A 14,076-nucleotide genomic window follows, 5' to 3' on the forward strand; every position below is an offset into this window, starting at 1 on the left:
TAATTCGTACGGGAATTCAGTAAAATAAAAAGATACGGTTAATTCAGAAGGCTAGTCACGGTGCTATTCTGATGATTTAATACATTTATCATATTATTACAAATTAACATATTGTTGTCAATATATGCAAAGGAAGGATAACATGCAGCCAAATGATGCTTTTTTTGAAACTTCAGATACTCTAGTTCAACTTGTCAAAAAACGGAGTGAACACTTGGCGCTGGAAGGCTTTGTAAAAGGTCGTGGTCCCAAAAAACCGCAAGTGATGCTAATTGGGGAGGCGCCGGGTGAAACAGAAATTCATAATTCAATCCCGTTTAGCGGCCGAGCGGGCGCTGAACTAATGAAGTCACTTGAGAGAGCTTTCTTAACGCGTGAGGACGTTTATATAACGAGCGCCGTTCGAAGTCGGCCTTTTAAAGACGTTTACAAGGTGGATGCGAAGTCCGGGGAGCGCGTTTTGAAGCGTTACAATCGTACGCCGAATCAGAAGGAGATTGATGCGCACGCCCCGATTCTTGATGACGAATTGCGGCACATTGAACCGAAAATTATTCTGACAATGGGGAACATTGCTTTAAGACGAATGCTTGGGGGGAAAATAGCGGTTCCAGATGTGCGAGGTCAGCGCCTTTATGTACCTGCACGCGAACTGGTTACGCCTGGTAACCGGAAGTACCAGGATACGGAGCGGAAATTTCGGATGATGGCAACGTTTCATCCGGCGAGTATTTTTTACAATCGAAAATTATTGCCGCTTATTGAAGCTGATTTTGATGCGCTTCGGGTGTGGCTAAAGGAGATTACGACATGAAAATAGCGGTTGTTGGCGCTGGCATTGTTGGTGCGAGTGCGGCCTATCATTTGGCGAAATGGGGACATGAGACGACGATTATTGAGGATAAGGCGCCTGGGCAGGCGACGGAACATGCGGCGGGGATTATTTGTCCGTGGCTTTCAAAACGGCGGAATAAGATTTGGTATGAGCTCGCGAAACATAGCGCTGCTTTTTATCCGCAGCTATCAAGAGAACTGGCGGGGTTTTCTGTGGATTCTGGATACAAACAAGTTGGCACGCTTGCGCTTCGGGGAAATGAAATGGCGCTCGATGCTTTGTTTGCGCTTGCGAAGGAGCGGCGCGTGTCGGCACCTGAAATGGGCGAGGTGATTCGTTTACAAGAAGCGAATGTGAAAAAGCGGTTTCCGCTCGTGCAGCCTGGTTTTGGGGCGGTTTTCGTGAGTGGCGGCGGGCGTGTGAATGGCGCACGGATTCGTGACGCGCTTTTAGACGGGGCGAAACGAAACGGTGCAGTGAAAATGGAGGCGCACGGTAAGGTGAACGCGGCAGGGGCGCTTTTTGCAGGAGAAGAAGAAGTTGCTTTTGATAAAATTGTGCTGGCAGCTGGCGCTTGGATGCCGCGATTCTTGGAGCCACTTGGTTTTGAGGCGGATGTTTTGGCGCAAAAAGGGCAAATTGTGACGATGACTTTTGCTGAGAAAACGGACGACTGGCCAGTTATTTTGCCGCCAGCTGCGAAGAGTATTGTGCCGTTTGATGCGGGGCAAATCATGCTTGGGGCCACACATGAAAAAGAAGCCGGCTTCGACCGTGAGCCTACGGAAGCCGGCTATGAGGAAATCATTCGAGAGCTCGCGCCGTTTATTCAGCTGGAAGGCGCACAGACGAGCACAATTTCGGTTGGAACTAGGCCATATACGCCTGATTTTACACCGTTCATTGGTCAAATCGGGGACACGCCAATCTATGTGGCAAATGGCTTAGGGGCATCAGGTTTAACAACGGGTCCTTTTGTTGGAAAACTAATTGCTGAGTGCGCGCTAGGTGAACCGGTTTCGCTGGATATCACACGTTTTGACCCAGCGAATTATATCCGAAAGCGCTAATAAAGCGGATTTTTATTTTCATCCAGCGTAAAGCCTTCCCCCATCACATCATGGACGACGCTGACAGAAACGAAAGCGTGTGGGTCGACGGCTTCGATAATATTTTTAAGTTGGATAATTTCGTTTTTTGCAACGACGATATAAAGCACATCTTGGTCAAGTTTGGAAAAGCCGCCGCGACCTTCTAAAATGGTGACACCGCGGTTCATTGCGAGCATGACGTGAGTTGCGATGGCGTTGTTGTCTTTCGAGATTATCATGGCTCCGCGTGCGGCATACGCGCCTTCTTGGACGAAATCAATAACGCGCGCGCCAATGAAGACGGCAACAAGAGTATACATGACTTGTCTAATGTCTAAATAAGAGAGTGAGGCCGTTAAAACAAGTGCATCGATGACGAATAATGTGCGCCCCATGCTAATCCCTTTTTTAAAGTGGAGCAATTTCGCGATAATATCGCTACCGCCTGTTGTCCCGCCGTAGCGAAAGACGAGCCCGAGTCCAACACCAGTGAAACTGCCTGCAAATAAAGCGACGAGCAGTAAATCTGTGTGCAAATCGAGTGTAAACGGGATGCGCTGAAAAATCCATAAGAAAAGTGATAGGCTAATGGTGCCGATACCACTGTAAAGAAAGGTACGAAATCCTAAAATACGCCAGCCTAAAAGGAAGAGTGGAACGTTTAGGATAAGGTTTGAATAGGCGGGATCGATATGGAAGAAGTGTAACAAAAGGAGTGTAATCCCTGTTAAACCGCCTTCACCGAGTCCGTTTTGAATATTAAAATTGACAAGACCAAATGCATAAATGGCTGTGCCAAGCAAGATGAAAAGAATATTTTTAACCCGAAGTGTTTTGAACATAATCTGCTCCTTTCAAGATTTTTAGAATAACGTTATAATAATACTATTAGTGTACCAAAAAATGGGAGGTAAAGCGCGTGACAAAGACGATAAGAGAGATGCAACATGAAGTAGATGCTTTTATTGGACAATTTGAAGAAGGCTATTTTTCGCCACTTGCGATGATGGCAAGAATGACAGAGGAAACTGGTGAACTTGCGCGTGAAATCAACCATTACTACGGCGAAAAGCCGAAAAAATCATCAGAAGGCGAGAAAACGATTCAAGAGGAACTGGGCGATTGTCTTTTCGTACTAACATGTATGGCGAATTCGTTACATATTGATTTGGAAGAAGCGCATGACACAGTGATGCAAAAATTTGCGACACGCGACATAAATCGCTGGACGAAAAAGGAGGAAGAAAAATGATACGAGTAGCAGTATCTGGTTATAAAGGTAGAATGGGACATGAGGTCGTAAAAACGGTGTTACGAGAAAGCGACTTGGAACTTGTTGGTGTGTTAGATAAAGATCCAGTAGAAAAAAATATAAATGAATTAGCGGAATTTAGTGAACTAAATGTGCCGGTATTTGGTGATTTAGGACAGCTCCTTACCGAAGTGAAGCCAGAAGCTGTTGTGGACTTTACGATGCCAAGTGTGGCGTATTCTAATACGAAAAAAATTATTGAGCATGGGGTACGCGCGATTGTTGGCACAACTGGATTTTCGCCCGAGCAAATCGAAGAACTGACAAAGCTTGCTGCGGATAAAAAAATCGGCAGTTTGATTGCCCCTAATTTTGCTGTTGGTGCTGTTTTGATGATGCAATTTGCTGAAAAAGCGGCGGCGTATTTTCCAAATGTTGAAATTATCGAGCTCCACCATGATAAAAAGTTAGATGCCCCGAGCGGAACCGCGGTAAAAACGGCGGAAATGATTTCCAAAACACGTGAAAAGATTAAACAAGGCGCGATTGGGGAAGAAGAAACTATTCAAGGTGCTCGCGGTGCCGATTATGAAGGCATGCGCATTCATAGTGTTCGCTTACCGGGACTCGTCGCCCATCAAGAAGTTATTTTTGGTTCAGAAGGGCAAGGGCTGACCATTCGGCACGACTCTTATGACCGTATTTCCTTCATGTCAGGCGTTGCGCTTGCTATCCGTAAAACAGCCGAATTCGATACGCTCATTTACGGACTTGAAAATATTTTATGATGGAAGTGAAAAAAATGAATATTGCCCTGATTGCTCACGATGAAAAAAAGGAACAAATTATTGAACTTGCGCTAAGCTACAAAAATTATTTGAAGCCGCACACGCTTTTTGCAACTGGCACGACTGGAAAGCGAATCATCGAAGAAGTAGGGCTTGATGTCCATCGTTTTAAATCCGGACCGCACGGTGGTGACCAGCAAATTGGTGCGAAAATATCGGAAAATCAGATGGACTTAGTCATTTTTTTACGTGACCCATTAACAGCACAGCCGCACGAGCCAGATGTGACGGCGCTAATCAGACTTTGTGATGTATATGCGATTCCGCTTGCGACGAACATCGGGACAGCGGAAGTACTGCTTCGCGGACTTTCAAAAGGCTTTTTAGATTGGCGGAAACTACGACGTGACGACACGTTTTAAGAAACGAGAGAGAGCGATGAATCAACTATTTAAACAAGCCATTCCAGTTTTAGAAAAATTAGAAGCGGCAGGATATGAGGCGTATTTTGTCGGTGGTTCAGTGCGTGATACGCTCCTAGACCGCGAAATTGATGATATTGACATTGCCACAAGCGCTTTCCCGGAAGAAGTGAAATTGCTTTTTCCGGCTACATATGACACCGGCATCGAACACGGGACGATTACGGTTCGCTATGAAACGGAATATTATGAAGTGACAACGTTTCGTACAGACGGGAAATACGAGGACTTCAGACGCCCGACAGACGTTACGTTCGTGCGTTCGCTAGAAGAGGATTTACTGCGTCGTGATTTTACGATGAATGCCATTGCGATGGATAAAAACGGGGTGTACCATGACCCATTTCACGGGCGCGATGCGATTCGCATGAAAATGATTTGTGCGGTAGGAGATGCAAAAACGCGCTTCCACGAGGACGCTCTCCGAATGATGCGCGCAGTTCGCTTCGTCAGCCAACTTGGTTTTGCGCTTGAAGCTGAAACGAAAGCGGCGCTCATTTCGGAAGTGGGCCTTCTAACGCATACTGCTACGGAACGGAAAGCTGTGGAGTGGGTTAAATTGATGCGCGGGGCTTTTCGGAAAGACGCCCTCCAAGTCGTGCTGCAAGCTAACATGGAAAACTATTTGCCGCAACTTGCTGGCAGAAAATCGGAACTTGCCGAGCTTTGCGCGTTTCATTTTACGGATAATCCGACAGAAGAGGAAATTTGGCTCGCGCTGCTCCTTGCTGTTCGGCCGAATGAGGCGGTTTCATTTTTGAAAGCTTGGAAGTTGCCAACAAAGCGCATTCAGCTCGTAACGGCTGCGTATGTACTCATTCTAGATGATGTTTCTTGGAATCCGCTAACTGTATTTCAAGCTGGGTCTACTTTAGTCGATTTAGTTGAAGCGGGACGCGCGTTTTATTCAGGAGAGAAAAAAGTGGCTGATGCACTTGAAATTTACGAAAAGTTGCCGATTAAATCTCGGCGGGAGCTTGCGATTTCGGGAACGGAACTAATGGAAATGTTCGGCAAACCGGGCGGCTTATGGCTGCGGGAATTGCTTTTAAAGATTGAGCGGGCGATTGTTTTTCGGGAAGTGGAAAATGAAGAGGAAGCGATTCGGAGGTGGTTACGACGTGGCTAATCAAAATCGAGAGAAATTGCTCGCGCTTTTTGCGAAGCGTCAAGGTGAGTTTTTGTCGGGGCAGCAAATTGCAGATTTACTTGGTTTATCGCGCACGGCGGTATGGAAACATATGGAAAGTCTGCGAAATGAAGGTTTTGAAATTGAAGCGGTTCGAAATAAAGGTTATCGCCTAGTTAAAAATAGCGATTCCTTTTCAAAAGACAGCATTTTAATTGGCTTGCATACGAAATTTATGGGGCAAAAACTGTATTTTTACGATGAAGTCGATTCGACGCAATTTGTGGCGCATCAAAAAATTAGCGAGGGTGCTACGAGTGGCACGGTTGTGGTTAGCGAGTTGCAAACAAGCGGCAAAGGTCGCCTAGCGCGCGTCTGGGATTCGCAAAGCGGCAAAGGTATTTGGATGAGTGTCATTTTAAAGCCGCAAATTGCGATGCAAAAAGTGCCACAGTTTACGTTCATCGCTTCGCTCGCGGTGGCAACAGCGATAGAGGAAATCACGAAACTCGAACCGCAAATTAAATGGCCAAACGATATTTACATTGGCCGACAAAAAGTGTGCGGTGTTTTAACAGAAATGCGCGCTGAAGCGGCTTCTGTTGAGGCGGTCATCATCGGCATCGGCATCAATGTCAATCAAATGACGTTCCCAGTGGAGATTCAAGAAAAGGCGACTTCGCTTGCGCTCCAGGCGGGGCATGCTATTTCGCGCACGGCGCTCATTCAAGAAATTTTAAAACAGCTTGAAAAATATTACCAGCTGTTCATGGCGGAAGGATTCCGTCCGATTAAGCTACTTTGGGAAGACAAGGCGATTCCTTTTGGGGAAAAAATTACGGTTTCGACGATGCAAGGACAACTGGCTGGCTTTGCCGAAGGAATTTCAGATGACGGTGTTTTGCTCGTTCGTGACGAATCAAACGTACTGCACCAAATTTATTCAGCGGATATTGATTTCAACTCCTAAAATTGTTTTTCTGCTACGGAAAATTAGAAAATCAAGCCGAATGGTTTGGTGAAATTGAATTTTGTGGGGCTAGACCCTTTAGAAAATGCTAAACTTAGCATTTTCTTTTTTTACAGAGATTGTGTAAAATGAAAATGAATTAGGAGGTTGGACATGAAAAAAATCATGCTGTTTGTTGGTGTTTGTGTGTTAGGGTTGGTTCTTTCGGCCTGTTCGCAAACGGAAGAAAAAAAAGCGGTGGAAAAGGAAAAGACGGAAAAAACAAGTGAAGCTGCGAAAGCTTTTTTAACGACAATTGGAACGAGCGAATTTGCGGATAAAAAAGATGGCTTTGTTTATGTAGGACGCCCGTCTTGTGTGGATTGCCAAGCTTTTCAACCGATTTTAAAAGAAGTACTTCAAGAGGAAAATTGGCCGGAGAAAATGGCTTATTATAATACAGATGCGGCAAGTAAAGAAAATCGTGACAAAATGATGGACTTGCTGAAAGGAATGGATATTGATTCTGTGCCTACAATGGTTTATTTGAAAGATGGCAAAGTGGCATCTAAATTTTTAGGGAACGATAGTAAGGCCGATTTAAAAACATGGCTGGAGAAAAATATGTAAAAAAATCGCAAGGCTCTTAAATTTGCCTGCCCTAGCCTCGATTTAGGCGAGGGCTTTTTTAAGTAAGTGTACTTTATAGCGATGTACAAATATGCTAAACTAACAGAGGAAGCAAAGACAATGATCGTATTCGGATGAAACGATACCGTAAAGCTTCTTTTTCAACTTAATTTTTGCCGTGATTCATTTATGAACATGGACGAAAGGATGCGTTAAAATGAAAACTCCAATTGATTTTTTGAACATGAAGCAAAAGCAAGAAAAAATAACGATGCTGACTGCTTATGATTACCCTTCTGCCAAAAATGCGGAAGCCGCTGAAATCGACATGATTTTAGTTGGTGACTCGCTTGGCATGACGGTGTTAGGTTACGATTCAACAATTCCAGTGACGCTCTCGGATATGATTCACCATACAAAAGCGGTGAAACGCGGGGCGAAAAATACATTTGTTGTGACCGATATGCCGTTTATGACGTACCACGGGACAGAAAGCGAAACGGTAGAACGCGCGCGGACACTCATTCAAGAAAGTGGTGCAAATGCGGTGAAACTGGAAGGTGCTGGTGATGTTGTGCGACATATTGCGGCACTGACGACGGCTGGGGCACCTGTTGTCGCGCATCTTGGTTTGACGCCTCAGGCTATTGGACTTACAGGAAGCTACAAAGTCCGTGCAAAATCGCAAGAAGAGGCTAAGAAATTGTTAGACGATGCTAAAAAGATAGAGGCAGCAGGTGCTATTGCGCTCGTTTTAGAGGCGATTCCCAAACAGCTTGCTGAGCAAGTGACGAAAAATATAAGTATCCCAACAATTGGGATTGGCGCAGGTGCTGGAACTGATGGGCAAGTACTGGTCTATCATGATGTCATCGGGTATGGTATTTCGCGGCGCGCTAAATTTGTGAAGGCTTATGCGGAAGTTGATGAGCTGATTGAAAAGGCACTTACTACTTATGTGCAAGATGTCAAAACGCAAGCTTTTCCAGAAGAGAGCCATAGCTTTACGATGAATGAAGAAGAGCTAAAAGGCTTATACGGGGGAAAATAAGATGAAAATTGTACGCACAAAAACGGAACTCCGCGAAACGCTTCGTGCGGTGGACTCGAAATCGGTTGGCTTCGTTCCAACGATGGGCTATTTACATGTTGGTCATCTTATGCTCGTTCGGGAAGCAAGGCGAGAAAATGAAGTGGTTGTGATGAGCATTTTTGTGAATCCGACGCAATTTGGGCCGAATGAAGATTTAGATACCTATCCGCGTGATGAAAAACGCGATATTGAACTGGCAGAAGGAGCCCACGTGGATATTCTCTTTTTGCCGAGTGTCGCGGAAATGTATCCGGTGGAATTATCAACGGCGCTGCATGTTACAAAGCGTGTTGATGTGCTTGACGGGGCGAAACGGCCGGGTCATTTTGATGGCGTCGTTACTGTATTGCTCAAACTATTCCATCTTGTTGGCCCCGACCGTGCTTATTTTGGGCAAAAAGATGCCCAGCAAGTTGCGGTTGTGGAAGGACTTGTTCGTGATTATTTTCTACCGATTACCATTCGGCGTGTAGCGACGGTGCGCGAACAAGATGGCCTCGCGAAAAGCAGTCGAAATGTCAATTTATCCACCGCTGAACGAAATGAGGCGCCGATTATTCATCAAGCCCTTTTAGCTGGGAAGAAACGCATTTTGGAAGGCGTAAACGATGAGGCTGTCATTTTAGCCGAGGTACGAGCGGTTCTTGGAAATGTGGCGCAGAAAGTGGACGACTTGGCGCTCTACGAATATCCTGATTTTACTGCGGTGTCTGATTTCTCAAATTCGCTTATTTTAGCCATAGCAGTGCAGTATGAAAAGGCGCGTTTAATTGATAACGAAATTATAAAGCGAGGTGAGTATGATGCTTAGAACGATGATGCATGCGAAAATTCACCGCGCGACGGTTACGGAAGCGAATTTAAATTATGTGGGGAGCATTACGATTGATGCGGCGCTTTTAGAGGCGACGGGCTTACTGCCAAACGAAAAAGTACAGATTGTGAACAATAATAACGGTGCGCGTTTAGAGACCTACATTATTGCGGGTGAAAAAAATAGTGGTGTAATTTGTTTAAACGGGGCGGCAGCTAGGCTTGTGTCACCCGGGGATATCGTTATTATTATGGGCTATGGTTTGTTTGAAACGAACGATGCCAAAACGATGACGCCGAAAGTGATTGTGTTAGATGAAAACAATCAAATTGTAGAACGACTTTACGAAGAAAAAGCGAATACAACGTTGTAAAAAAACAAGTGGAACTGGTTTTAGGAAGGTGAATCATATGGGACGAAAGTTAAAAAAATATGTAGTGGTCGATTTAGAAACGACAGGAAATCAGGCATCAAGAGATGACCGAATCATTCAATTTGCTGCCACGCTAGTGGAAGGAAAACAAATTGTAGAGACTTTTTCAACCTATATCAATCCTTTAAAGCCAGTTCCGCCTTTTATTCAGGAATTGACGGGGATTACGCCAGATGATTTATCTGATGCGCCGCTGTTTGAAGATGTGGCGGATACGATTTTGGCGCTTCTGGATGATACGATTTTTGTGGCGCATAATGTGAATTTTGATTGGACTTTTTTGCAAAAGGAAATGCGCCGTGCGGGTAGGCCACTTAGTAAAATGAAGTTGCTTGATACGGTGGAAATGGCGCGTATTTTATATCCGTCTGTCGATAGTTATAAATTGCAGGATTTAGCTGATGAGTTTGGTTTTATTCATGAAAATCCACATAAAGCCGATAGTGATGCTTTGGTAACAGCGGAATTGTTTCTTCAGTGCGTGGAGAAGTTGGAGAGTTTACCGGTTTCGGTGATTCGGAAGATGACGACGATTGCCCAGCCGTTAAAAACGCATTTGCCGGAACTTTTCTTTGAGATTGAGATGAAAAAAGACCGCCAAGCTGAGCCGCTTCCTGAAAAATGGCTGGAACATCGTGGTTTAGTTTTGCGTAAAAAAAATATTCGTAAGCCGATTTATCGTACAGAAGATAAATTGGATTTTCCAAAAAGTGAGGAAGAAAAACTTGCGTTATTTAAACGTGCGGGCGCCCCTTTATATGCGAGAAGTGGTCAATTTGAGATGATGAACTTGGCGTTTCAGGCGATGCAAACAGGGCGCCATGCGCTTATTGAAGCAGGAACTGGGATTGGAAAATCATTAGGTTATTTTTTGCCGTCAATTTATTTTGCGAAACAAAAAGAGTTGCCTGTTATTATTAGTACATATACCAACCTTTTGCAAACCCAACTTTATGAAAAAGATGTCCCGCTTGTGTCAAAATTAACTGGATTTGATGTGCAAGCTTCGCTGTTAAAAGGGAGAGATCATTATTTAAATTTATTTAAATTTGAGCAATTGCTTCATGAAAGCGATCCGCAGTACGATGTTGTCGTGACGAAATTAAAACTGCTCGTTTGGCTTACGGAAACAGAAACGGGTGACATTGATGAAGTCAATTTATCGAGTGGTGGCGAGCTGTTTTGGAACAGAATGAAGCATACTGGTTGGTACCTTTCTGAAACGAAAGATCCGTGGATTGCTTTTGATTTTTACAAATTTAGTTTGGAGCAGGCGCGCCATGCCGACCTAGTCATTGTGAATCATGCTTTACTTCTTTCCGATCACTTCAATGGGAAAAAATTATTGCCAGCATATTCTTTCGCAGTTATTGATGAGGCGCATCATTTTGCGGAGAGCGCTCGCATGCAGAAGAGCTTTTACTTGTCTTACCGAAAAGTGAAGTATTTCTTGAATCAACTTGGAACGCTCGAAAAATATTCACTTCTTAGTCGCTTAGAAATGGTCTTTCCAGCAGAAGAGAGTTTGTTTGATTTAGACATCGCCCAGTTGAAACTGACAGAAGCAACAGATATTTTATTTAGTTTGTTACATGCGGAACTATTAAATAGTCGCGGTGCTAAAAAAGAACTCGTTTTAATTGAAAATGAACAAAAAATTCATTTTGATGACACATTAAAATATGCGGCTGAAAATGTTCTCGTACTGTTCCGTGAAGTGGAACGGAATATCGAAACGCTTCTAAAAAAAGGGAAGCAAGAAGAAACGGACTTAAAAGAAGCGGAAACGGCTTTTGTTGAGGAAGTGTATTCTTTCTTACTTGATTGGAAAACAATGCGGGAGGATTTTGCTTGTTTACTAAATGAGAATCAGCCTGTCATGACGATTTCTCTTGAGGCGGACAAAAACGGGGCGTTGCCGAGTTTGCGTATTGTTGGTACGCTTATGGAGGTGGAGAGGGCGCTTCAAGAGGACTTTTTTGAACAAAAAGAAAGCGTCATTTTGACGTCTGCCACGCTTTCTGTCAATCATGATTTTTCCTACATAAAAAAAGCACTTGGTCTTGAGGAAAGTGACTTGTTAGAGGCGAAAATTCCATCGCCGTTCCAGTACGAGGAAAATGCGCGGATTTTGATTCCGCAAGATATGCCGCAAATTAAAGGGACGCCTGTTTCGGATTATGCGAAGGCGCTGGCTGATTATTTGAGTGATGTGGCGCTTTGTACGGACGGACGCATGCTTGTTTTATTCACGGCAACCGAGATGTTGCGCGAAACGCTACGCTTCATGAAGGGGAAAGAGGCACTTGCGGAATATATGATTCTCGCACAAGGCGTGTCTGCGGGAAGTCCTGCCCGGCTAACGAAACAATTTCAACTGTTTGAAAAAGCAATTCTGCTTGGGACGACGAGCTTTTGGGAGGGGATTGATATTCCGGGCGAAGATTTATCTTGTCTGGCTATTGTGCGCTTACCGTTTGCACCGCTCGAAGATCCATATACGAAAGCTCAAATTGCTCTCCGTAAAGAACGCGGGGAGAACGCCTTTCAAACGTATTCGTTACCGGAAGCCGTATTGCGCTTTAAGCAAGGCTTTGGGCGTTTAATTCGCCGCGAAACGGACCGTGGAATTATTTTAGTGTTCGATAACCGAATTGATACGACGAAATTTGGTCAATCTTTTTTAAACTCTATTCCGAAAGTTCCTACGAAAAAAGGCGATAAAACAGTTCTTTTAAGCGAAATTGCTGACTTTTTTAAGTCAGAATAATAATAAAGCTTCAAAAAAAAGCAGCAAATTGCTATAATAGGAACATATTGAAACTTAGCCATTTTGGCAATTAAAGAATAGAAATGAGCGAATAGATTTGCAAAAACGAAAAAACAGGCGAAAAATCGCCCGATATATTCTCATTCCAGTCAGCATTTTGGTAGTTTTAGGACTCGCTTTCTTTTGGTTTTTGCATAGTGCTGAAAAGCCAATTAAAAAAGATGAGCAAGCGGCGCTAGACCGAATAAGCGGCAGCGTAGATTTGAAATCGCACGATGATTTTTATTTGTACAATGGACCAAAAGAAACGTATTATGTTTTAACCGGGAAAAATAAAGCTGGAAAAGACATTATTGTTTGGGTGCCGAAGAAAAAATCGGGCGAAGTTTTAGTCAAATATGCGTCTGATGGTATAAGCGAACAACAAGCGCGAGATATTGTGCAAAAAGAGAAGAAGCCGCGCAAAATTTTAAACGTAACACTTGGTATGGAAGAAGGCGTCCCAATTTGGGAAGTCAGCTATTTAGATAAAAACGATAATCTTGGTTACTACGACATGTCTTTCAGCGAAGGAGAATGGCTAAGACAAATCGAAAATTTATAAGAGGAGGAGCAAAAAATGGACTTACCTTTGTCTAAACGCGTGCAGGAAGTAGCACCTTCACCGACGCTTTTTATTACGGCAAAAGCGAAAAAAATGAAACAAGATGGTATTGATGTCATTGGCCTCGGCGCAGGAGAACCCGATTTCAACACGCCGGAAAATATCATTCAGGCAGCTTATAAGTCCATGAAAGATGGCTTTACGAAATACACCCCATCAACAGGAATTCCCGAGTTGAAAAAAGCCATCGTTCAGAAATTAGAACGTGACCAAGATGTGCGTTATACAGAAGACCAAATTTTCGTAGGAACGGGAGCGAAACACGTTTTATATTCTGCCTTCCAAACGATTTTAAATCCGGGAGATGAAGTGATTATCCCTGTTCCTTATTGGGTTACTTATCCGGAACAAGTCAAACTTGCCGGCGGCGTGCCTGTTTTTGTTGAAACAGGATTCGATGCTGATTTTAAAATGAATCCAGCTAGTTTTGAACGAGCAATTACGGCGAGAACGAAAGCGGTGCTATTAAATTCGCCAAACAACCCAACTGGCATGTGCTATTCAAAAGCCGAATTAAAGGCGCTTGCAGCTATTGCCGTCAAACACAATTTATGGATTGTATCTGATGAAATCTATGAAAAACTATATTACGGCGACCCGGCGGATGTGGTTTCCGTTGCGAGTCTTAGCCCGGAAATTTATGCGCGCACAATTTTAATTAATGGTGTTTCAAAAGCGTATTCCATGACCGGCTGGCGTATCGGTTATGCTGCGGCAAATGCCGACGTCATTCGGGGCATGGGCAAACTAGCGGATCATATGACGAGTAATCCAACTGCAAATGCGCAGTACGCGGCGATTGAAGCCTATAACGGGAGCCAGGAAGTGCCGGAGAAAATGTATCAGGCGTTTTCGGATCGCATGGCGCGATTTTACCCGCAGTTAGAAGAAATACCCGGCTTTAAACCGAAAAAACCAGATGGTGCTTTTTATTTCTTTATTGACGCGCACGAAGCGGCCGCGCGAAAAGGCTATCCAAGCGTGGATGCGTTTGTGGAAGCTTTGCTGACGGAAGCACTCGTGGCCGTTATTCCGGGATCAGGGTTTGGCATGCCGGATTATATTCGGATTTCCTATGCGACAGATCCAGCGCTGTTCCAAGAAGCAATAAATCGAATCAAAGACTTTATGAATCAATAGGGAGTG

Annotated in this window: 15 protein-coding genes; 14 read left to right on the plus strand and 1 reads right to left on the minus strand. The window is 44.1% G+C overall.

The annotated features are described in order from the left end of the window. Positions 1–142 precede the first annotated feature (142 nt). Both CFT42_RS00070 and CFT42_RS00075 read left to right on the plus strand, forming a co-directional pair. The gene (locus CFT42_RS00070) at positions 143–814 is read left to right on the plus strand and encodes a uracil-DNA glycosylase (RefSeq protein WP_117590145.1); all 672 of its coding nucleotides are present in this window, start codon (positions 143–145) and stop codon (positions 812–814) included. After that, complete coding sequence (locus CFT42_RS00075) at positions 811–1,905, plus strand: NAD(P)/FAD-dependent oxidoreductase (protein ID WP_088815106.1); 1,095 nt, start codon at positions 811–813, stop codon at positions 1,903–1,905. The genes CFT42_RS00070 and CFT42_RS00075 overlap by 4 nt, the downstream gene beginning before the upstream one ends. Here CFT42_RS00075 and CFT42_RS00080 read toward each other — a convergent pair. Continuing rightward, complete coding sequence (locus CFT42_RS00080) at positions 1,902–2,768, minus strand: YitT family protein (RefSeq protein ID WP_088808566.1); 867 nt, start codon at positions 2,766–2,768, stop codon at positions 1,902–1,904. The genes CFT42_RS00075 and CFT42_RS00080 overlap by 4 nt on opposite strands. A 77-nt stretch (positions 2,769–2,845) precedes the next feature. Between CFT42_RS00080 and CFT42_RS00085 the strand changes: the two genes are divergently transcribed. The 12 genes from CFT42_RS00085 (at position 2,846) to CFT42_RS00140 (ending at position 14,070) form a co-directional block, all read left to right on the plus strand. Continuing rightward, entirely contained in the window at positions 2,846–3,178 is a 333-nt protein-coding gene (locus CFT42_RS00085; protein WP_088808567.1) for a nucleotide pyrophosphohydrolase, read from the plus strand. Further along, positions 3,178–3,966: a 4-hydroxy-tetrahydrodipicolinate reductase gene (gene dapB / locus CFT42_RS00090; RefSeq protein WP_088809057.1), complete on the plus strand. Its 789-nt coding sequence runs from the start codon at positions 3,178–3,180 to the stop codon at positions 3,964–3,966. The genes CFT42_RS00085 and dapB overlap by 1 nt, the downstream gene beginning before the upstream one ends. Before the next feature lie 14 nt (positions 3,967–3,980). Then, positions 3,981–4,388: a methylglyoxal synthase gene (locus tag CFT42_RS00095; protein WP_088808568.1), complete on the plus strand. Its 408-nt coding sequence runs from the start codon at positions 3,981–3,983 to the stop codon at positions 4,386–4,388. A 16-nt stretch (positions 4,389–4,404) separates the two neighbouring features. Then, a complete protein-coding gene (locus tag CFT42_RS00100) occupies positions 4,405–5,577 on the plus strand; it encodes a CCA tRNA nucleotidyltransferase (RefSeq protein ID WP_088815107.1) in 1,173 nt (390 codons plus the stop codon). Continuing rightward, a complete protein-coding gene (locus CFT42_RS00105; protein ID WP_244169910.1) occupies positions 5,570–6,547 on the plus strand; it encodes a biotin--[acetyl-CoA-carboxylase] ligase in 978 nt (325 codons plus the stop codon). Before CFT42_RS00100 ends, CFT42_RS00105 begins: the two co-directional genes overlap by 8 nt. Positions 6,548–6,700: 153 nt before the next feature. Next, positions 6,701–7,156 (plus strand): thioredoxin family protein, encoded by a 456-nt coding sequence (locus CFT42_RS00110; protein WP_088808571.1) that lies wholly within the window; start codon positions 6,701–6,703, stop codon positions 7,154–7,156. A 217-nt stretch (positions 7,157–7,373) separates the two neighbouring features. Next, positions 7,374–8,207: a 3-methyl-2-oxobutanoate hydroxymethyltransferase gene (panB, locus tag CFT42_RS00115; protein WP_088808572.1), complete on the plus strand. Its 834-nt coding sequence runs from the start codon at positions 7,374–7,376 to the stop codon at positions 8,205–8,207. Between the two features lies 1 nt (position 8,208). Next, positions 8,209–9,060, plus strand: coding sequence for a pantoate--beta-alanine ligase (panC, locus tag CFT42_RS00120; protein WP_088815108.1), 852 nt, complete (start codon positions 8,209–8,211; stop codon positions 9,058–9,060). Continuing rightward, on the plus strand, positions 9,053–9,436 hold the full coding sequence (gene panD, locus CFT42_RS00125) for an aspartate 1-decarboxylase (RefSeq protein ID WP_088808574.1): 384 nt from the start codon (positions 9,053–9,055) through the stop codon (positions 9,434–9,436). The genes panC and panD overlap by 8 nt, the downstream gene beginning before the upstream one ends. Positions 9,437–9,473: 37 nt before the next feature. Beyond that, positions 9,474–12,266, plus strand: coding sequence for an ATP-dependent DNA helicase DinG (gene dinG / locus CFT42_RS00130; protein ID WP_088815109.1), 2,793 nt, complete (start codon positions 9,474–9,476; stop codon positions 12,264–12,266). Positions 12,267–12,363: 97 nt separating this feature from the next. Next, positions 12,364–12,870: a cell wall elongation regulator TseB-like domain-containing protein gene (locus tag CFT42_RS00135; RefSeq protein WP_088808576.1), complete on the plus strand. Its 507-nt coding sequence runs from the start codon at positions 12,364–12,366 to the stop codon at positions 12,868–12,870. Between the two features lie 15 nt (positions 12,871–12,885). After that, the gene (locus tag CFT42_RS00140; RefSeq protein ID WP_088808577.1) at positions 12,886–14,070 is read left to right on the plus strand and encodes a pyridoxal phosphate-dependent aminotransferase; all 1,185 of its coding nucleotides are present in this window, start codon (positions 12,886–12,888) and stop codon (positions 14,068–14,070) included. Positions 14,071–14,076: the final 6 nt, after the last annotated feature.

The organism is Listeria goaensis (assembly GCF_900186125.1).
Classification (GTDB): Bacteria; Bacillota; Bacilli; order Lactobacillales; family Listeriaceae; genus Listeria; species Listeria goaensis.

Coding starts and splice junctions, on each gene's coding strand:
- CFT42_RS00070 (WP_117590145.1), top strand. CDS start 143: ATGCAGCCAAATGATGCTTTTTTTGAAACTTCAGATACTCTAGTTCAA.
- CFT42_RS00075 (WP_088815106.1), top strand. CDS start 811: ATGAAAATAGCGGTTGTTGGCGCTGGCATTGTTGGTGCGAGTGCGGCC.
- CFT42_RS00080 (WP_088808566.1), bottom strand. CDS start 2,768: ATGTTCAAAACACTTCGGGTTAAAAATATTCTTTTCATCTTGCTTGGC.
- CFT42_RS00095 (WP_088808568.1), top strand. CDS start 3,981: ATGAATATTGCCCTGATTGCTCACGATGAAAAAAAGGAACAAATTATT.
- CFT42_RS00100 (WP_088815107.1), top strand. CDS start 4,405: ATGAATCAACTATTTAAACAAGCCATTCCAGTTTTAGAAAAATTAGAA.
- CFT42_RS00110 (WP_088808571.1), top strand. CDS start 6,701: ATGAAAAAAATCATGCTGTTTGTTGGTGTTTGTGTGTTAGGGTTGGTT.
- panB (WP_088808572.1), top strand. CDS start 7,374: ATGAAAACTCCAATTGATTTTTTGAACATGAAGCAAAAGCAAGAAAAA.
- panC (WP_088815108.1), top strand. CDS start 8,209: ATGAAAATTGTACGCACAAAAACGGAACTCCGCGAAACGCTTCGTGCG.
- panD (WP_088808574.1), top strand. CDS start 9,053: ATGCTTAGAACGATGATGCATGCGAAAATTCACCGCGCGACGGTTACG.
- dinG (WP_088815109.1), top strand. CDS start 9,474: ATGGGACGAAAGTTAAAAAAATATGTAGTGGTCGATTTAGAAACGACA.
- CFT42_RS00140 (WP_088808577.1), top strand. CDS start 12,886: ATGGACTTACCTTTGTCTAAACGCGTGCAGGAAGTAGCACCTTCACCG.